Source organism: Actinosynnema sp. NPDC059797 (genome assembly GCF_042732085.1).
In the GTDB taxonomy this organism is placed as follows: domain Bacteria; phylum Actinomycetota; class Actinomycetes; order Mycobacteriales; family Pseudonocardiaceae; genus Actinosynnema.
This window is the reverse complement of sequence record NZ_JBHWIE010000015.1, coordinates 22,448-40,144: the sequence shown is the minus strand read 5'-3', so window position 1 is coordinate 40,144 and position 17,697 is coordinate 22,448. Positions and strand designations below refer to the sequence as shown.

Below are 17,697 nucleotides of genomic sequence, written 5' to 3'. Positions count from 1 at the left end.
GGTCAGCCGGGCGGCCCCACGGTGATCTCCCCGTCCGCCGCGCGGGAGACGCACGAGATCAGCGACGCGCGCCGCTCGTCGTCGGTCAGCGCGAAGTCCCGGTGCTCGGCCTCGCCGTCCAGCAGCGCCAACCGGCAGGTGCCGCACGTGCCCGCCTCGCAGGACGAGTCGACGGCGACGCCCGACCGGCGCAGGGCGGACAGCAGCGAGCGGTCCGCGGGCACCTCGACCCGCTGCCCGGTGGGCGCCCAGACCGCGGTGAACGGCGCGGCGTACCCGTCGAGGGGCGCGGCGAACTCCTCGACGTGGACCCGGCTCGGCCGCCAGTGCGCGGTCATCGCCTGCACGGCGCGGATCAGCGGCAGCGGGCCGCAGCAGTAGACGCGGGTCTCGTCGTCGGGCACGGCCAGGTGGGGCCACAGGTCCAGTCGGCCGTGCTCGGCGCTGTGGTGGACGGTGTCGTCGCCGAACTCGTCGAGGAACGGCGTCCCGGCCGCCGTGCGGGTCAGGTACACGACCCGGACGTCCGGGTGCCCCTCGGCGCGCAGCCGCGCCACCATGGACCGGATCGGGGTGATGCCGATGCCGCCCGCGACGAACAGGTAGCGCTTGGCGGGGTGCAGGGGGAAGCGGTTGCGCGGCGCGCCGACGGTCAGCTCCGCGCCGACCCCGGCCTCGTCGTGCAGGCTCGCCGAACCGCCGCGGCCGGCGGGTTCCCGCAGCACGCAGATCACGTACTCGTCCGGGGCCTCGCCGCCCGGCTCGACCAGGCTGTAGCTGCGCTTGTGGCCGGCCGGGGTGGTGACGGTGACGTGGGCGCCCGGCTCGTAGCCGGGCAGGGGCCCGCCGTCGGGGCGGCGCAGCGCGAAGCGGCGGACCGAGGGCGTGAGGTCGGTGCGGTCGGCGACGACCAGGCGCAGGTCAGCCAACGGGACCACCTCCGGCGAACCCGCCGGCGGCACCATCGAGGTCAGCGCCGGCGAGGTCAGCCCCGTCGAGGTCAGCGCCGACGAGGTCAGCGCCGTCGAGGTCAGCGCCGACGAGGTCAGCGCCGTCGAACCCGCTGCCGATCTCCAGGACGCCGTCGGAGAGCACCTCGGCGTACACGCCCATCATCTCGTGCCCGAAGTGCTGCTTGAGCAGCCTCAGCACGGGCAGGTCGCGCCGCCCGCTGTCCGGGTCCACCTCGGTGGCCGCGCAGCGCACGGTCCGGCGCGTGCCGCGCAGGCGCACGCCGCCGAGGGTGAACTCCCGGTCGACCAGGTCCAGCTCGGACCACGCGGGCAGCCCGTCGAGCAGCACGTTGGCGCGGAACCGCCGCGGGTCGATCGCGGCCACGCCGGCGCGCTCGGCCAGGTCGCGCACCGAGGCGAGGTTGAGCAGCGAGATCCAGTTCATCGGCTCGTCGCCGCGCCGCGAGACGTCGGTGAAGCGCCTGCCCTCGTCCCGCGCGGGCACCGGCAGCACGCCGTCGGGCAGGTCGAGCACGCGCGCGAAGAACCGCAGCACCTCGTCCCGGTCCCGCTCCAGGTGCGCCGACAGCACCTCGTGCCCGGCCACCCGGACGGTGAGCACGTCGGAGGCCACGTCGAGGTGCGTCTCCAGGCCGGCCAGCCGGTGCTCGCCGACGAGCGTGTAGAACTCGCCCTTGGGCAGGCCCACGCGGCGACCGGGCTCGTACCGGCCGTCCGGTCGGGCCAGCGCGAACTCCCGGTCGTGCGGCACGCCGCCGCCCGACCGCAGCGCCGCGCTCGTCAGCGGCTGCGGGCTCAGCCCCTTGATCGGGTGGACGTAGAGCCCGACCACCCGGCCACCTCCGGTCACCGGACCTCCTCCTCCGTCGTCGAACCAGAACTCCACGGCACTGTGCCACGGGGACGGGCGCCCACCGCTCAGCGGCTCCCGCTCAGCTCGCCGCTGAGGGCGCGGTGGAGGGTCGCGCTCCGCTCGTCCAGGCCGGTGATCTCCACGGTCTTGCCCCGCCGGCGGTACCTCTCCTCGACCGCGTCCAGCGCGGCCACGGACGAGGCGTCCCAGACGCGGGCCGCGGACAGGTCCACCACCACCCGGTCCGGGTCGCCCGCGTAGTCGAACCGCGCGACCAGGTCGTCGGCGGAGGCGAAGAACAGCTCGCCGGTCACCGAGTAGACCACCGCACCGCCGTCGGGGTCGGCGACCGCCGTGACGTCGGCGACGCGCGCGACCCGCCGGGCGAACACGACCACCGCGGTGACCGCCCCGACCACCACGCCGACCGCGAGGTTGTGGGTGGCGACCACGCACACGACGGTGAGCACCATGACGGTGATCTCGCCGGCGGGCATCCGCTTGAGCGTCCTGGGCGCGACGGAGTGCCAGTCGAAGGTCGCCACGGACACCATGACCATCACCGCGACCAGGGCGGCCATCGGGATGTCGGACACCACCGGGCCGAACACCACGCACAGCACCATCAGGAACGCGCCCGCCAGGAACGTCGACAGCCTGGTGCGCGCGCCCGACACCTTCACGTTGATCATGGTCTGGCCGATCATGGCGCAACCGCCCATGCCGCCGAAGAAGCCGGTGACCACGTTGGCCACGCCCTGGCCGATCGACTCGCGCGTCTTGCTCGACGGGGTGTCGGTGATCTCGTCGACCAGCTTGGCGGTCATCAGCGACTCGATCAGCCCGACCAGGGCCACGGCCAGGGCGTAGGGCGCGATGGTCGCGAACGTGGCCGCGGTCAGCGGCACGTCCGGCAGGCCGGGCACGGGCAGCGACGAGGGCAGCTCGCCCCGGTCGCCCACGGTCGGCACCGCGATGCCAGCGCCGACCGTGATGGCCGTCAGCGCGACGATGGACACCAGCGGCGCGGGGACGGCGGTGGTCAGCCGCGGGAGCAGCACCAGCAGCGCCAGGCCGCCCAGCAGCAGCGGGTAGACCGCCCACGGCACGCCGCGCAACTCGGGCAGCTGCGCCAGGAAGATCAGGATCGCCAGCGAGTTGACGAACCCGACCATCACCGAGCGCGGGATGAACCGCATCAGCTTCGCCACGCCCAGCGCGCCGAGCGCGATCTGGAACACCCCGGCCAGCACGACGGTCGCCAGCAGGTGGTCCATGCCGTGGTCGCGGTAGACCGGTGCGATGACCAGCGCGACCGCCCCGGTGGCGGCGGAGATCATCGCCGGGCGCCCGCCCACGACCGAGATCACCACCGCCATGGTGAAGGAGGCGAACAGCCCGACCGCCGGGTCGACGCCCGCGATGATCGAGAACGAGATGGCCTCGGGGATCAGGGCGAGGGCGACCACCAGGCCGGCCAGCACCTCGGTGCGCAGGGTCTTCGGGGACATGCGGGGACCGCGCCGCGGCGCGGTCGGTGACGCGTGGGGCAAGGGGTGACCTGTCGTGCTCGGGCGCGCCGAGGTGATCGGCGACGTGCGGGGAGGGGTGGCTCGTCCGGGCCGGGAACGGCGGCGGGCCGGCCGGGGTCAGCCTACCGGCGGGCGGGTTCGCGTCGCGCGGGCCGGTCACGGGTACCCGGTCGGGCGGTGGTCGCCGATCGCGAGGGGGCGGAGTTGAGGTCGTGGTGGCAGCGGCAGGCCCGGTGGAAGCGCGTGGTCGTGCTGATGGTCGCGGCGTACGCGGTCGCCGTGCCGCTGAACCTGCTGATCCGCTGGGCGCTGAAGGGGTGGGAGTGGCACCCGGACCTGGTGATCAGCGCGCTGATCACGGGCGCGTCCTGGCCGATCGCCCTGCCGATCATCGTGGCGATCCAGCGGCGGGCGGCCGACCGCGAAGCGGGTTCGGGCGACCGGCGCGAGCCGGGCGCGACCGATCGGGACGACGCCCGCCGGTAGGCTGACCGGGTGAGCCTGTTCAGCGTGGCCGAGGCCCGGGAGGAGCTGGCGGGGCTCCGGCCGGTGCTGGCGGAGATCGTCGGGCTGCGCGCGGACGCCGCCGAGCTGGCCGCGTCGCTCCAGGAGGGCGGCCGGCCGACGGACCTGGGCGGGCTGCCCGAGTTCAAGGCCGCGCAGGCCCGGCTGGACGACCTGCTGGCCGCCGTGCAGGCGACGGGGGCCGAGCTGAAGGGGTTCGCCCCGCTGCTGGTGGACTTCCCGGCCGAGCTGGACGGCGTGCCCGTGCTGCTGTGCTGGCTGGAGGGCGACGACGGCCTGGACTGGTACCACCGGGCCGACCTGGGCTTCGCGGGACGCCGCCGCCTGCCCTGACCTCGGCGCCCGCGCCGGTCACCGCGCCGCCGCGCGGAGGGCCCGGACGGACCAGTCGAGCGCCGGTGCCGGGTCCTCCGGCGGCTGCCAGCCGTTGACCACCGCGAGCAGTTCCAGGTACCGCTGCCGGGAGGGGTCGCCGGCCGCTTCCAGCCGGGCGAGCAGCCGGTCGCGGGTCCCGGCGTCGTCGGGGCGGCCGGACTCGGCCGCGCAGTGGGCCGTCAGCGCCGCGACGGTCGGCGCCGCCTCGGGCGACGCCGGGGCCGTGCCCGCGGCCAGGGCCGGGCGGACGAGGTCGCGGACGGCCGCCACCACGTCGCGGCGCGGCACCCCCGCGACGCGCTCGACCACGTGCTCCTCCACCGTGCGCCGCAGGCGGGCGCGGAAGCCCGGGTCCCGGGACAGCTCGGCCAGCTCCACCCACGCCCGGACCTGCCCGGCCGTGGGGTTCCCGGGTGGTTCGGGCGTCAGGGAGCGCCTGATCCCGGCGACGCGCGGGTCGGCGTCCAGGCCGCCGAAGACGGCGTCGAGGAAGTCGCCGACCAGCCGCCGGCGGCCGTCCTCGGACAGGGTGGCGAGTTCGTGCACCAGGCTCATCTCCTCGGTAGTCGTGCCGCGCTCGGCCACCGCGGTCAGCACGGCTCGGCGCAGGCGCAGGGCGTCGATGCGCGCGGTCAGCGCCTCGGCGTGCACCGCCGCCACCTCGGCGAGCGAGCGCTCCCGGTCCACGACCTGCCGGATCGTGCCCAGGTCCAGGCCCAGGTCGCGCAGCGCGCGCACGAGGCCGAGGCGCGCCACGGCGGCGTCGTCGTAGAGGCGGTGGCCGGTCGGGCCGCGGTCGGTCGGCGCGACGACCCCCCGGTCCGAGTAGAACCGGACGGTCTTGACCGTGAGCCCGGTCAGCCGGGCCGCGTCGCCGATCGAGTGGGGCATGCCGCCGAGTCTGCCGCCTCCCCCGACGGGAGGTTCAAGCCCGGAGTCCCGCCTCCCAGCGCTCCCGGCGCTCCTCCGCGCTCTGCTCCCACCACGGCGTGCCGCGCTCGCCCAGCGCCACCTTCGCGGCGTGCACGCGCCCCCGCGCCCGCGCCTCGGCCTCCGCGTCACCCGCGCGCAGGGCGGCCCCGACGTCGCGGCGGGCCGCCATCAGGAGCCGCCGCAGCCGCGCCGCCACGTCCTCGGGGATGTCCGGGTCGGTGGCGCGCCAACGCCTGCCGTTGACCACCACGTGCCGGCCGTCCGGTGTCCGCTCCACCCCGTCAGCATCGCCCGGACCGGCCCCGCCCGCAGGCCGGGCCGCCGCCGACCACCGCTCAGCCCTTCGGCGGCGCGGTGCTCTGGCGCACGACCAGCTCGGTGGCCAGGTCGATCCGCTCGTTCGGCGGGCGCTCGCCGCGCGCCAGGGTGAAGACCATCTGCGCGGCCGTGGTGGCCATCTCCCGCAGCGGCTGGCGGACGGTGGTCAGCGGCGGGCCGATCCACTCGGTGACCTGGACGTCGTCGTAGCCGACGATCGACAGGTCCTCCGGGATGGACAGGCCCAGCTCGCGGGCCGCGCGCATCACGCCGAGCGCCTGGAAGTCCGACCCGGCGAAGATCGCCGTGGGCCGGTCGGGCCGGTCGAGCAGGGACAGGCCGTGGGAGTAGCCGCCGTTGACGTAGAAATCGCCGTAGCGCACGAAATCCGGTTCCACGGCGACGCCTTCGGACTCCAGCGCGCTGCGGAAACCGTCGATGCGGGCGCGGCTGCACAGCATGGTGGTGGGCCCGGAGATCACCGCGATGCGCTGGTGGCCCAGGGAGAGCAGGTGGCGGGTGGCGGCCAGGCCGCCCGCCCAGTTCGCCGAGCCCACGGTGGGCACGCCCGGCGGCTGCTCGCCCGCGGTGTCGACCACGACGAACGGGATGTTGCGGGTGGCCAGCTGGTGGCGCTGCCCGTCGTCCAGCTCGGCCAGCACCAGGATGACGCCGAGCGGGCGGCGGGTGAGCAGGTCGTCGAACCACTCCTGGCGCGGCCGGTGCGCGCCGCCCAGCTCGGACAGCACGACGGCCGCCCGCTCGGCGGCCGCGGCCAGCTCGACGCCCCGGATGATCTCGGTCGACCAGGCCGAGTGCATCTCGTGGAACACCAGGTCGATCAACGCGGGCCGGGACGACTGGCGGGCTCGCCGCCGCTGGTAGCGGTGGCGCTCGATGACGCTCTCGACGCGGGCCCTGGTGTCGGCGGCGACGTCCGGCCGCCCGTTGAGCACCTTGGACACCGTCGGGATGGACACGCCGGCCTCGGCGGCGATGGAGGAGATCGACGGCGTCCGGCCGTCGGTCGCACCGGCGGCGCCGGGCTCGATGGACGCGCTCATGCAGGCCCCTGTTCGCGACGTAACCCGAGCAGCAGCGGCGCCGGGGCTAAAGTTTCGATCTCAAAGCGTAAACGTTCTTACCAAGGTTGAACAGCGGCTGTTCACAAATACGAACTTGTTGACGCCCCAACGAGTAGCCCCTACGTTCTCCCCACCGGGTCGTATATGTCGGCATTCAAAGCGATACTTTCGGCCTTCACGAAGACGTGAACTGCGGAGGAACCTGGTCGATGGGGAACAGGACGACGGACGCCGCGCCTCCCGAAGCGCAGGCCTGGCGCGACACGCGCCTCCCGGCGGCAGAACGGGTCGAGGCGCTCGTCGCCGCCATGACGCTCCGCGAGAAGTTGGCCCAGCTGGTGGGCCTCTGGGTGGGCGCGGACCCCGAGGGCGGCGAGGTCGCGCCCCACCAGTCGGACATGACCGGCACTCCCCCGGTCTGGTCGGACGTCATCGCGCACGGCCTGGGTCAGCTCACCCGCCCGTTCGGCACCCGGCCGGTCGACCCGGTGGCCGGCGCCCGCTCGCTCGCGCTGTCCCAGCGGCAGGTCGTGGCCGCGAACCGCTTCGGCATCCCGGCGTTGGTGCACGAGGAGTGCCTGACCGGGTTCGCCGCCTGGCGGGCCACCGCGCACCCCGCGCCGCTGTCCTGGGGCGCGAGCTTCGACCCCGAACTGGTCGCCGGGATGTCCCGCCTGATCGGCGCGTCGATGCGGGCCGCAGGTGTGCACCAGGGCCTGGCCCCGGTCCTGGACGTCACCCGCGACTACCGGTGGGGCCGCACCGAGGAGACCATCGGCGAGGACCCCTACCTGGTCGGTACCGTCGGCACCGCCTACGTGCGCGGGCTGGAGGAGTCGGGCGTCGTCGCCACGCTCAAGCACTTCGCGGGCTACTCGGCCTCCCGCGCCGGCCGCAACCTGGCCCCGGTCGCCCTCGGCCCGCGCGAGTTCGCGGACGTGGTGCTGCCGCCGTTCGAGATGGCCGTGCGCGACGGCGGTGTCCGGTCGGTCATGCACTCCTACAGCGAGGTCGACGGCGTGCCGTCGGCGGCCGATCGCGGCCTGCTCACCGGGCTGCTGCGCGACACGTGGGGCTTCACCGGCACGCTGGTCGCCGACTACTTCGCGGTCAAGTTCCTGGAGTCCCTGCACGGCGTGGCGGCCGACGAGGAGCAGGCCGCGGCGCTGGCGCTCGCCGCGGGCGTGGACGTGGAGCTGCCGACCGTGCGCTGCTACGGGGACCCGCTGCTGGCCGCCGTGGAGCGCGGCGACGTGCCCGAGGAGCTGGTCGACCGCGCGCTGCGCCGCGTGCTGGCGCAGAAGGTGGAGCTGGGCCTGCTCGACCCCGACTGGTCGCCGCTGCCCCCGGACGTCGACGACCTGCGGCTGGACACCCCGGAGGCCCGGGACGTGGCGCTGCGGCTGGCGCGGGAATCCGTGGTGCTGCTGGACAACGACGGCGTGCTGCCCCTCGCACCGGGGCTGGAGGTCGCCGTGGTCGGCCCGCTGGCCGACGACCCGATGGCGATGCTGGGCTGCTACTCCTTCCCCGCGCACATCGGCGTGCACCACCCGGACGTGCCGCTGGGCCTGGAGATCCCGACCGTGCTCGACGCCCTGCGCGAGGCTTACGGCGAGGTCGCGCATGTGCGGGGTTGCGAAGTCCGCAGCGGCGAGGTGGACCCGGCGGCCGTCGAGGCGGCGGCGGCCGCGGACGTGTGCGTGGTCGTCGTCGGCGACCTGGCGGGCCTGTTCGGGCGCGGCACCTCCGGCGAGGGCTGCGACGCCACCGACCTGACCCTGCCCGGACCGCAGGGCGACCTGGTGCGCGCGGTGCTCGCCACGGGCACGCCCGTGGTGCTGCTGCTGATCACCGGGCGCCCCTACGCGGTCGGCGACCTCGTCGCCGGCTCGGCCGCCGCGGTCCAGTGCTTCTTCCCCGGCCAGCTCGGCGGCCGGGCCATCGCCGACGTGCTGACCGGCGCGGTGTCCCCCTCCGGGCGGCTGCCGGTGAGCATCCCGGCCGACCCCTCCGGCCAGCCGGGCACCTACCTGTCGGCAAGGCTCGGCCTGCGCAGCGACGTGTCCAACGTCGACCCGACCCCGGCGTTCCCGTTCGGCCACGGCCTGGGCTACGACGAGTTCACCTGGTCGGAGCCGCGCGTCGACCGCGCCGACTGGCCCACCGACGGCGCGGTGGAGCTGGAGCTGGAGGTGCGCAACCCCGGTGCGCGCGCGGGCGCGGACGTCGTGCAGCTGTACCTGCACGACCCGGTCGCCCAGGTCACGCGCCCGGTGGTGCGGCTCGTCGGCTACGCGCGGGTGCCGCTCGACCCCGGCGCGACGGCCGCGGTGCGCTTCCGCGTGCCCGCCGACGTCACCTCGTTCACCGGCCTCGGCGGTCGGCGCGTGGTCGAGCCCGGCGAGGTCCGGCTGCGCGTGTCCCGGTCGAGCGCCGTCGTCCACCACGAGGTCGTCCTCGACCTCGTGGGCCCGTCCCGGGAGGTCGACCACACCCGGGACTGGCTGACCACCGCGACCGTGAAGGAGGTGGAGGGCTCATGACCACCCAGGTCCGCGAACCGGCGCCCGCGGCGGGCGCCCCGGTCGCGAAGCCCCCGGAGGCCCGCGGGCCGCGCAGGCGGGAGACCTGGCGGCGGGCCGTCCGCCGCGACTGGCAGCTCTACACGCTCGTCGTCGTGCCGCTGCTGTTCTTCCTGGTGTTCCGGTACCTGCCGATGCTCGGCAACGTCATCGCGTTCCGCCGGTTCGTGCCGGGCGGCGACATCTACGGCGAGACGTGGGTGGGCCTGCGCTACGTCAAGATGTTCCTCAACGACCCGACGTTCTGGCAGGTCTTCGGGAACACGATGATCATCGGGGCGCTGACCCTGCTGTTCTGCTTCCCGCTGCCGATCGTGCTGGCGCTGCTGCTCAACGAGGTCCGCACCCGCTACTTCAAGCGGTTCGTGCAGACGGTGTCGTACCTGCCGCACTTCCTGTCGATCGTGATCGTCGCGGGCATGGTGCTCCAGCTCGTCTCCGTCGAGGGCACGGTCAACCAGGTGGTCAAGGCGTTCGGCGGCGACCCGGTGGCGTTCGCCCAGGACGCCGACTGGTTCCGCACCATCTACGTCTCCTCCGAGGTGTGGCAGACCGTCGGCTGGGGCACGATCCTCTACCTGGCCGCGCTGACCACCATCGACAACCAGCTCTACGAGGCGGCGCGCATCGACGGCGCGGGCCGCTGGAAGCAGACGTGGCACATCACGCTGCCCGGCATCCGCCCCACGATGGTCACCCTGCTGATCCTCAACATCGGCACGTTCATGGCGGTGGGCTTCGAGAAGGTCCTGCTGCTCTACAACCCGCTGACCTACCCGACCGCGGACGTCATCTCGACGTACCTGTACCGGGTCGGCCTGGTGTCGAACAACTTCAGCTACGCCGCCGCGATCGGTCTGTTCGAGGCGGTCATCGGCCTGGCGCTGATCCTGTCCGCCAACGCGATCTCGCGCCGAGCAGTGGGGACGAGCCTGTGGTGACCACCGACCCGACGCGCCTCGCCGAGCGGATGGCCAAGCCGGCCGCGGCGCGCCGCACCTCCCTCGACGACACTCGCGGCTACCGCGTCTTCCGCCGCGTCAACACCGCGGTGCTGCTGCTGGTGGTGGTGGTGACGCTGTACCCGTTCGTCAACATCGTGGCGCAGTCGTTCAGCGACGAGCGGTACATCCTGGCGGGCCAGGTCAACTTCTGGCCGCGCGGCTTCAACGTGGACACCTACGAGGTCGTCATGGGCGACCCCGCGTTCTGGAACAGCTACCTCAACACCGTGGTCTACACGGTGGTCGCGACCGCGATCTCGCTGGTGCTGACCACCACGTACGCGTACGTGCTGTCCAAGCACCACCTCAAGGGCCGGTCCCTGCTGATCGGCGTCGCCGTGTTCACCATGTTCTTCAACGGCGGCCTGATCCCGAACTACGTGCTCATCAACGAGCTGGGCATGAAGAACACGATCTGGGCGATCGTGCTGCCCAACGCGATCAGCGTGTTCAACCTGCTGGTGATGAAGGCGTTCTTCGAGAGCCTGCCCAAGGAGCTGGAGGAGGCCGCCGCCATCGACGGCCTGAACACCTACGGCATCCTGCTCAAGATCGTGCTGCCGCTGTCCAAGGCGGTGATCGCCACCATGGTGCTGTTCTACGCGGTCGCCAACTGGAACTCGTGGTTCACCGCGTTCCTGTACTTCGACCGGGCCGACCTGTTCCCGGTCACCGTGTACCTGCGCAACATGATCTCCGGCGCGTCCACGGCCACGTCGGTCAGCGGCGGGCTCGGCACGGACATGACCCAGATCAACTCCAACATCAAGGCCGTCACGATGGTGCTCACGGTGCTGCCGATCGTGACCGTCTACCCCTTCATCCAGAAGTACTTCGTGTCGGGCGTGATGCTCGGCGCGGTGAAGCAGTGACCCGGCGGAGCACCGGAGCCCACAGGCGAGTCGCACGACCCAGTTCCCCCGAGGAGAGCAGCACGATGAGAACGATGTGGAAGCGCGCGCTTCTGACGCTGGCGGCCGGCAGTCTCGTGCTGGGGTCCGCGGCGTGCAGCGACGAGGAGACCCCCGCCGCCGTCAACCTGGACGGCAAGAAGGTCGCCGCGATGGCGGACTACGAGGTGGGGCAGCAGTTCAAGGCGTCCGAGGCCGTCGAGTTCAGCCTGCTGTACAACGACCACCCGAACTACCCGATCAAGGACGACTGGCTGTTCTGGAAGGAGCTGGAGGAGCGCACGAACGTCTCGATCAAGCCGACGGTCGTCCCCAACAGCGACTACGAGCAGAAGCGCAGCCTGGTGGTGGGCGCGGGCGACGCGCCGTTCATCATCTCCAAGACCTACCCGGGTCAGGAGCAGGCGTTCGTGGCCTCGGGCGCGATCCTGCCGGTGAGCGACTACCTCGACCTGATGCCGAACTTCAAGGACAAGGTCGAGAAGTGGAAGCTCCAGCCCGAGCTGAACACGCTGCGCCAGGAGGACGGCAAGTTCTACGTGCTGCCCGGCGTGCACGAGAACGTGTGGCCTGACTACACGCTGGCCTTCCGCACCGACGAGCTGCAGCGCCTGAACCTCCAGACCCCGAAGAGCTGGGACGAGGTCTACACCGTCCTCAAGGCGATCAAGGCCGCGCACCCGGACAGCTACCCGCTGTCCGACCGGTTCGAGGGCAAGGCGATCCTCAACTACGCCGCGGGCACCTTCGGCACCAGCGGCGGCTGGGGCTGGACCAACACCCAGTGGAACGCCGACGAGGGCAAGTTCGTCTTCACCGGCGCCTCCGCCGAGCAGAAGGCGATGGTCGAGTACTTCCGCAAGCTCGTCGCCGAGGGCCTGATGGACCCGGAGAGCTTCACGCAGAAGGACGAGCCCGCCTTCCAGAAGCTGGCCAACGGCAAGTCGTACGCGATCAGCACCAACGCCCAGACGCTGGTCAACGACTACCGCCCGGCGCTGAAGAACATCCCCGGCGCCACCATCGCCAAGATCACCCTGCCCGCGGGCCCCAAGGGCGACGTGGTCGCCGGCACGCGCCTGGAGAACGGCCTGATGATCTCGGCCAAGGCGCTGGAGAGCGACAAGTTCGTGGCGATGATGCAGTTCATCGACTGGCTCTGGTACTCCGACGAGGGCCAGGAGTTCGCCAAGTGGGGCGTGCCGGGCACGACCTACGACAAGGACGCCTCCGGCAAGCGCGCGCTGAAGTCCGACATCGCGTTCGGCGGCCTGAACACCGGCGCGCCGCAGCACCTCCAGAAGAACTTCGGCTTCCAGGGCGGCGTGTTCGCCTACGGCGGCAAGACCGAGCTGCTCCGGTCGATGTTCACGCCCGAGGAGATCACCTTCCAGGAGGCGATGAAGGCCAAGAAGCCCGTCCCGCTGCCCCCGCCGCACCCGTTCACCGCGGACGAGCGCGAGCAGGCCACCCTGTGGGAGACCCCGCTCAAGGACGCCGCCACCCAGGGCACCCTCCAGTTCATCCTCGGCGACCGCGACATCTCCGAGTGGGACGCCTACGTCAAGGAGCTGGAGGCCAAGGGCATGACCCAGTACATGGAGCTGGTCAACAGCGCCTACGAGCGGTTCAAGCAGAAGAACGGCTGATCACACCAGGACAGCCGTGAAGACCCGGGTCCGGCCGCGGTTGGGCGGCCGGACCCGGCCCGCGTGTGGAGGTTTCGAGTTGAGCCACGTCGTCGTCGTACCCGCCGAGCCGCTCGGCCGCCTGTCGGAGTCCTGGCGCCACTGCGTCGGCACCGGCAGGCTCAACCTCGCGCTGCGGGCGGACTACCAGGAATCGCTGGCGCTGGTGCAGCGGGAGATCGGGTTCCGGCACATCCGGGGCCACGGCCTGCTGTCCGACGACATGGGCGTGCTGCGCGTGTCGGAGGGCGTGACCCGGTACTCGTTCACCTACCTGGACCAGGTGTTCGACCGGTTCCTGGAGCTGGGCATCCGCCCCTTCGTCGAGCTGGGGTTCATGCCCACCGCGCTCGCCTCCGGCGACGACACCGTGTTCTGGTGGAAGGGCAACATCACCCCGCCGCGCGAGCAGGCCGCGTGGGCCGCGCTCGTGCGGGCGGTGGTGGCGCACCTGATCGACCGGTACGGCCTCGACGAGGTGCGCACCTGGCCGATCGAGGTGTGGAACGAGCCGAACCTGACGGCCTTCTGGAAGGACGCCGACCAGGAGGCGTACTTCCGGCTCTACGAGACCACCGCGCGGGCGCTCAAGGACCTGGACGCGGGCCTCCAGGTCGGCGGGCCCGCGATCTCGCCCGGCTCGGACGAGTGGTGGGCGCCGTTCGCGGAGTTCGTCGCCTCCCGGGACGTGCCGGTCGACTTCGTCTCGCGGCACGCCTACACCTCGGGCCCGGCCCAGCACGTCCCGTTCGGCACCTACCAGACGCTGCTGTCGCCCCGGGCGCTGCTGGAGCAGTTCGACGCGCCGCGCAGGCACCTCGCGGGCACGGCGCTGGCCGGGCTGCCCGTGCACATCACCGAGTTCAACACCTCCTACCGGCCGGACAACCCGATCCACGACACCGCCTACAACGCCGCCTACCTGGCGCCGGTGGTGGCGGGCGGCACGGACCTGGTGGACTCCTACTCGTACTGGACGTTCTGCGACGTCTTCGAGGAGGTGGACGTGCCCACCTCGCTGTTCCACGGCGGGTTCGGCCTGCTGACCCACCGGCAGGTCCCCAAGCCGACCTACCACCTGTACGCGTTCATGGCCCGCATGGGCGCGCACGTGCTGGCGCGCGGCGAGGACCACCTGGTGTGCCTCGACGACGACGGCCGGGTGACCGTGCTGGCCTGGCAGCCGGTGGGCGGCACCGAGGGCGACGCGGCGCCCGAGCGGCACATCGTGCGGCTGTCGGTCCCCGCGCCCGGCGAGCGGGTCTTCACCCGCCGGGAGCGGGTCAACGAGCACGACGGCAACGCGTTCGCCGCCTGGCGCGAGCTGGGCAGGCCCCGGTCGCCCGGCGAGCGGGAGCTGGCGGTGCTGCGGGACTGCGCGCGGCCGGCCGTGGAGCACCGGGCGCACGCGGTCGCGGACGGGCGGGTGGCGCTGGACCTGGCGCTGGGCAGGCACGAGGTGACCTTCGTCGAGGTGCTGCCGGTGCGGCCCGAGGAGCACCCGGGCCTGGACGACCGCAGGCTGCTCGGCGGCTCGGACGACCGGCTCGTGGCGGAGTGGTCGTGACCGGGTCGCGGGAGCGGGTCGTGACCGGGCCGCGCGGGTGTTTCGCGACCGGGCCGCGGGAGCGGTCGTGACCGGGCCGCGGCAGGACCCGGCGGACGAGGTCGGCGCCGGCGTCCTGTCGCGCATCGCGTCGGTCGTCTACTGGTTCCTGGTGATCGAGGTGCTGGTGGTGCTCACCACCGCGCCCGCGCTCGTGCTCGTCGTGTTCCTCGCCGGCGGCGGCGGCAACGCGCCGCTGATCGGCCTGTGCTTCCTCCCGGTCGGCCCCTCGCTGTCGGCGGCGGTGTTCGCGTGGCGGGTGTTCCTGGCCGACCGCGACCTCTCCCCCGCGAGCCACTTCCGGCGCGGCTACCGGCTCAACTGGCTGGACGTGCTGCGCTGGTGGGCGCCCGCGGTGGCGGTGCTGACCGTGATCGGCTTCAGCGTGGCGAACCTGGGGCTGGCGGGCGTGCCCGCCGCGTACGGGGTGCTGCTCGTGCTGACCGCCGTCGGCGTGCTGGTGTGGGCCTCCAACGCCCTGGTGCTGTCCTCCGCGCTGTCGCTGCGCACGCGGGACACCGCGCGGCTGGCGTCCTACTACCTCGCGGCCCGCCCGGCGAGCGCGCTGGGCGCGCTGTCCCTGGTCGTCGCCGCCGGCGGGCTGGTCGCGCTGACCTCGGACTGGGTGCTCGTGCTGCTCGCGTCGCCCTTCACCCTGCTCCTGCTGCGCAACGCCGAACCGGTGCTGCGCGACGCCACGGAAAGGTTCACCGCGTGATCGGCTACGGCGGCGACTACAACCCCGAGCAGTGGCCCCGGGAGGTGTGGGACCGCGATTACGAGGCGTTCCGGCTCGCGCGGATCAACACGGTGACGCTCGGCGTGTTCGCGTGGGCGCACCTCCAACCGGCCGAGGACGCCTACGACTTCTCGACCCTGGACGCGATCGTCGGGCGCGCGACCGCCGAGGGCGCGCGGATCGTGCTCGCCACGCCCAGCGGCGCGATGCCGCCGTGGCTCGCGCACGCCTACCCCGACGCCTGCCGGGTCGACTTCGAGGGCCGCCGGCACGTCTACGGGCAGCGGCACAACGCGTGCCCGTCGTCACCGGACTTCCGCCGGCTGTCGGTGGCGCTGGCCGGGAAGCTCGCCGAGCGGTACGGGGCCGACCCGGCGATCGTGGCCTGGCACGTGGGCAACGAGTACGGCGGCGCGTGCTACTGCCCGCTGTGCGCCGCCGCGTTCCGGAACTGGCTGCGCGAGCGCCACGGCGACCTCGACGGCCTCAACCGGGCGTGGAACACCGCGTTCTGGTCGCACACCTTCACCGACTGGGAGCAGGTCCAGCCGCCCACCGCGCTGTCGGAGCACTGGCGCGGGCCGAACCACACCGCGTTCCAGGGCATCACGCTGGACTACCGGCGGTTCCTGTCCGACGCGCTGCTCGGCGGGTTCGTCGCGGAGAAGGCGGCGATCCGCGAGCACGTCCCGGACACGCCCGTGACCACCAACTTCATGGGGCTCTACCAGCCCGTCGACTACCACCGGTGGGCGCCGCACCTGGACTTCGCCTCCTGGGACAACTACCCGCCGGAGGACCCGTCGGCGTCGCGCACGGCCGCGCGGATGGCCTTGGCCCACGGGCTGACGCGGGGGCTGTGCGGCGGCCGGCCGTTCTGGGTCATGGAGCAGACCCCGTCGGTGACGGCTTCGCGCGACGTGAACCCGGTCAAGCGGCCCGGCGTGCTGCGGCTGTGGTCGTGGCAGTCCGTCGCGCACGGGGCCGACGCGGTGCTGTACTTCCAGCTGCGCCAGTCGCGCGGCGCGTGCGAGAAGTACCACGGCGCGGTCCTCGACCACGCCGGGCGCACGGGGACGCGGCTGTTCCGCGAGGTGGCGGCGCTGGGCGAGGAGTTCGCCCGGGTCGGGGCGCCGCTGACCGGCGCGCGGGTCCGGGCGCGGGTCGCGCTGCTGGTCGACTGGGACAGCTGGTGGGCGGTCGAGATGTCCGACGGCCCCAACCGGAACGTGCGCTACCTGGACGTGCTGACCTCCTACCACCGGGCGCTGTGGCAGGCGAACGCGCCGCTGGACGTGGTGCCGGTGACCGCGGACCTGTCCGGCTACGACGTGGTCGTGGCGCCCCTGCTGCACGTGGTGAAGGGTGATTTCGCCGAGCGCGTGTCGGCGTTCGTGGCGGCCGGCGGCACGTTCGTGACCACCGCCCTGTCGGGCCGCGTGGACGAGGACGACAACGCCTTCCCCGACGACGGCCCGTTCGCCTCGTTGCTGGGCCTGTGGGTCGAGGAGACCGACGCCCGGCAGCCGGACGTGGTGAACCCGGTGACGCTGTTCGGGACCGAGCACGAGGCCCGGCACGTGTTCGAGGTGGTCGTGGTCGAGGACGCGGAGGTGCTGGGCGCCTACGGGGCCGACTTCTACGCCGGCGCGCCGGCCGTGACCCGGGCGGCGCGCGGGCGGGGCGGCGCCTGGTACGCGGCGACCCTGCTGGACGACGCGGGCGTGGCCGCGGTGGTGCGGGCGGCGCTGGACGAGCACGGCCTGGCCGGGCCGCTGGCCGACGTGCCCGACGTGGAGGTGGCCGAACGGGTGGCCGAGGACGGCACGCGGTGGACCTACGTGCTCAACCACGGGCCGCGACGGGTCGTGCCCTGCCCGGTGACGGGACTGGACGTGCTGTCCGGCCGCGAGCTGGCGGCCGGTGACGACCTGGTGCTGGAGCCGACCGACGTGCTGGTGGTGCGGGGGTAGGGGGCGCGGAGTCCCCCCACCCCCGGGCCTCCCCTCAGAGGAGGTCCTGCTCGGCGAGCCCGCGGGAGACCCGGTCGGCGAACTCGACCGGGTCGCGCAGCTCGGCCACCTCGTCGTCGACGTCCACGACGTGGACCTCCTGCCCGGGCCCCGCGAGCAGGCCCGCCCGGAACCAGCCCTGGTCGGTGGGCTCGGTGGTCCGCACGTCCGGTGACCTGAGGTCGCCCCGCGCGGCGGCGACGAGCTTCCCCCCGCCGGTCACGACGGTCATCCTCATACCAACCCACCCCCCATGAGCTTGTGCCAGTCGCCGCTGGTCGCGCCGACGTTGGTGATCGTGACGTAGTACTGCACGTACCCGCCGGCGAACCGCGCCTTGCCCTGGTCCGACGCGTTGTGGCGGGACCCCGTGGTGCCGTAGATCTGCGCCGCGGCGAACTGCACCCCGAAGTCGGACCCTCCCCTGTCGTACCACCAGTACGCCGACTGGCCGGGAGCGAGGTACGTCCACTCCCCGATGTCGCTGAACGCCATCAGCCTGCCTCCCCTCGGTGTTCCTGCCGAAGCGATTCCGCAGGCCATTCGACCACGGCCGG

17 protein-coding genes are annotated in these 17,697 nt (G+C 73.0%); 9 read left to right on the top strand and 8 right to left on the bottom strand.

Annotated elements, in window-relative coordinates; genetic code table 11:
* Nucleotides 1-2 precede the first annotated feature (2 nt).
* From ACFV4N_RS07330 to ACFV4N_RS07320, 3 genes are all read right to left on the bottom strand, one after another.
* Complete coding sequence (locus ACFV4N_RS07330; RefSeq protein WP_499671633.1) at nucleotides 3-929, bottom strand: PDR/VanB family oxidoreductase; 927 nt, start codon at nucleotides 927-929, stop codon at nucleotides 3-5.
* The gene (locus ACFV4N_RS07325) at nucleotides 922-1,824 is read right to left on the bottom strand and encodes an MOSC domain-containing protein (RefSeq protein ID WP_499671632.1); all 903 of its coding nucleotides are present in this window, start codon (nucleotides 1,822-1,824) and stop codon (nucleotides 922-924) included. The genes ACFV4N_RS07330 and ACFV4N_RS07325 overlap by 8 nt, the downstream gene beginning before the upstream one ends.
* 68 nt (nucleotides 1,825-1,892) lie before the next feature.
* Nucleotides 1,893-3,338 carry a SulP family inorganic anion transporter gene (locus tag ACFV4N_RS07320; RefSeq protein ID WP_499671631.1) on the bottom strand — a complete coding sequence of 482 codons (1,446 nt, stop codon included), beginning with the start codon at nucleotides 3,336-3,338 and terminating at the stop codon, nucleotides 1,893-1,895.
* 198 nt (nucleotides 3,339-3,536) lie between these two features.
* Here ACFV4N_RS07320 and ACFV4N_RS07315 point away from each other — a divergent pair, with 198 nt between their 5' ends.
* Together ACFV4N_RS07315 and ACFV4N_RS07310 are read left to right on the top strand one after the other, a co-directional pair.
* Nucleotides 3,537-3,845: a hypothetical protein gene (locus ACFV4N_RS07315; RefSeq protein WP_499671630.1), complete on the top strand. Its 309-nt coding sequence runs from the start codon at nucleotides 3,537-3,539 to the stop codon at nucleotides 3,843-3,845.
* Nucleotides 3,846-3,854: 9 nt separating this feature from the next.
* On the top strand, nucleotides 3,855-4,217 hold the full coding sequence (locus ACFV4N_RS07310) for a DUF2203 domain-containing protein (protein WP_499671629.1): 363 nt from the start codon (nucleotides 3,855-3,857) through the stop codon (nucleotides 4,215-4,217).
* A gap of 18 nt (nucleotides 4,218-4,235) precedes the next feature.
* Here ACFV4N_RS07310 and ACFV4N_RS07305 read toward each other — a convergent pair whose 3' ends face one another.
* The 3 genes from ACFV4N_RS07305 to ACFV4N_RS07295 are packed head-to-tail and all read right to left on the bottom strand — an operon-like array spanning nucleotide 4,236 to nucleotide 6,574.
* Nucleotides 4,236-5,150 (bottom strand): MerR family transcriptional regulator, encoded by a 915-nt coding sequence (locus ACFV4N_RS07305; protein WP_499671628.1) that lies wholly within the window; start codon nucleotides 5,148-5,150, stop codon nucleotides 4,236-4,238.
* 34 nt (nucleotides 5,151-5,184) lie between these two features.
* Nucleotides 5,185-5,469 carry a hypothetical protein gene (locus ACFV4N_RS07300; protein ID WP_499671627.1) on the bottom strand — a complete coding sequence of 95 codons (285 nt, stop codon included), beginning with the start codon at nucleotides 5,467-5,469 and terminating at the stop codon, nucleotides 5,185-5,187.
* A gap of 58 nt (nucleotides 5,470-5,527) precedes the next feature.
* Entirely contained in the window at nucleotides 5,528-6,574 is a 1,047-nt protein-coding gene (locus ACFV4N_RS07295; protein WP_499671626.1) for a LacI family DNA-binding transcriptional regulator, read from the bottom strand.
* Nucleotides 6,575-6,804: 230 nt separating this feature from the next.
* On the opposite strand from ACFV4N_RS07295, the gene ACFV4N_RS07290 reads away from it, so the two are divergent.
* The 7 genes from ACFV4N_RS07290 (at nucleotide 6,805) to ACFV4N_RS07260 (ending at nucleotide 17,101) form a co-directional block, all read left to right on the top strand.
* Entirely contained in the window at nucleotides 6,805-9,141 is a 2,337-nt protein-coding gene (locus tag ACFV4N_RS07290; RefSeq protein ID WP_499671625.1) for a beta-xylosidase/alpha-l-arabinosidase, read from the top strand.
* Nucleotides 9,138-10,121: an ABC transporter permease gene (locus tag ACFV4N_RS07285; RefSeq protein ID WP_499671624.1), complete on the top strand. Its 984-nt coding sequence runs from the start codon at nucleotides 9,138-9,140 to the stop codon at nucleotides 10,119-10,121. The genes ACFV4N_RS07290 and ACFV4N_RS07285 overlap by 4 nt, the downstream gene beginning before the upstream one ends.
* A complete protein-coding gene (locus ACFV4N_RS07280) occupies nucleotides 10,118-11,056 on the top strand; it encodes a carbohydrate ABC transporter permease (protein ID WP_499671623.1) in 939 nt (312 codons plus the stop codon). Before ACFV4N_RS07285 ends, ACFV4N_RS07280 begins: the two co-directional genes overlap by 4 nt.
* Before the next feature lie 65 nt (nucleotides 11,057-11,121).
* On the top strand, nucleotides 11,122-12,744 hold the full coding sequence (locus ACFV4N_RS07275; RefSeq protein ID WP_499671622.1) for an ABC transporter substrate-binding protein: 1,623 nt from the start codon (nucleotides 11,122-11,124) through the stop codon (nucleotides 12,742-12,744).
* Nucleotides 12,745-12,823: 79 nt separating this feature from the next.
* Nucleotides 12,824-14,350 (top strand): GH39 family glycosyl hydrolase, encoded by a 1,527-nt coding sequence (locus ACFV4N_RS07270; RefSeq protein WP_499671621.1) that lies wholly within the window; start codon nucleotides 12,824-12,826, stop codon nucleotides 14,348-14,350.
* 67 nt (nucleotides 14,351-14,417) lie between these two features.
* Nucleotides 14,418-15,107, top strand: coding sequence for a glycosyl transferase (locus ACFV4N_RS07265; RefSeq protein ID WP_499671620.1), 690 nt, complete (start codon nucleotides 14,418-14,420; stop codon nucleotides 15,105-15,107).
* Entirely contained in the window at nucleotides 15,104-17,101 is a 1,998-nt protein-coding gene (locus ACFV4N_RS07260; RefSeq protein WP_499671619.1) for a beta-galactosidase, read from the top strand. The genes ACFV4N_RS07265 and ACFV4N_RS07260 overlap by 4 nt, the downstream gene beginning before the upstream one ends.
* 34 nt (nucleotides 17,102-17,135) lie before the next feature.
* Here ACFV4N_RS07260 and ACFV4N_RS07255 read toward each other — a convergent pair whose 3' ends face one another.
* Together ACFV4N_RS07255 and ACFV4N_RS07250 are read right to left on the bottom strand one after the other, a co-directional pair.
* Complete coding sequence (locus ACFV4N_RS07255; protein WP_499671618.1) at nucleotides 17,136-17,372, bottom strand: hypothetical protein; 237 nt, start codon at nucleotides 17,370-17,372, stop codon at nucleotides 17,136-17,138.
* A gap of 2 nt (nucleotides 17,373-17,374) precedes the next feature.
* Nucleotides 17,375-17,635, bottom strand: a complete 261-nt coding sequence (locus ACFV4N_RS07250; RefSeq protein ID WP_499671617.1) for a hypothetical protein — start codon at nucleotides 17,633-17,635, stop codon at nucleotides 17,375-17,377.
* Nucleotides 17,636-17,697: the final 62 nt, after the last annotated feature.

Bases quoted from the DNA above. Each gene is read 5' to 3' on its own strand.
- ACFV4N_RS07305 (WP_499671628.1), bottom strand. From the start codon at position 5,150: ATGCCCCACTCGATCGGCGACGCGGCCCGGCTGACCGGGCTCACGGTC.
- ACFV4N_RS07285 (WP_499671624.1), top strand. From the start codon at position 9,138: ATGACCACCCAGGTCCGCGAACCGGCGCCCGCGGCGGGCGCCCCGGTC.
- ACFV4N_RS07255 (WP_499671618.1), bottom strand. From the start codon at position 17,372: ATGACCGTCGTGACCGGCGGGGGGAAGCTCGTCGCCGCCGCGCGGGGC.
- ACFV4N_RS07290 (WP_499671625.1), top strand. From the start codon at position 6,805: ATGGGGAACAGGACGACGGACGCCGCGCCTCCCGAAGCGCAGGCCTGG.
- ACFV4N_RS07250 (WP_499671617.1), bottom strand. From the start codon at position 17,635: ATGGCGTTCAGCGACATCGGGGAGTGGACGTACCTCGCTCCCGGCCAG.
- ACFV4N_RS07295 (WP_499671626.1), bottom strand. From the start codon at position 6,574: ATGAGCGCGTCCATCGAGCCCGGCGCCGCCGGTGCGACCGACGGCCGG.
- ACFV4N_RS07320 (WP_499671631.1), bottom strand. From the start codon at position 3,338: ATGTCCCCGAAGACCCTGCGCACCGAGGTGCTGGCCGGCCTGGTGGTC.
- ACFV4N_RS07275 (WP_499671622.1), top strand. From the start codon at position 11,122: ATGAGAACGATGTGGAAGCGCGCGCTTCTGACGCTGGCGGCCGGCAGT.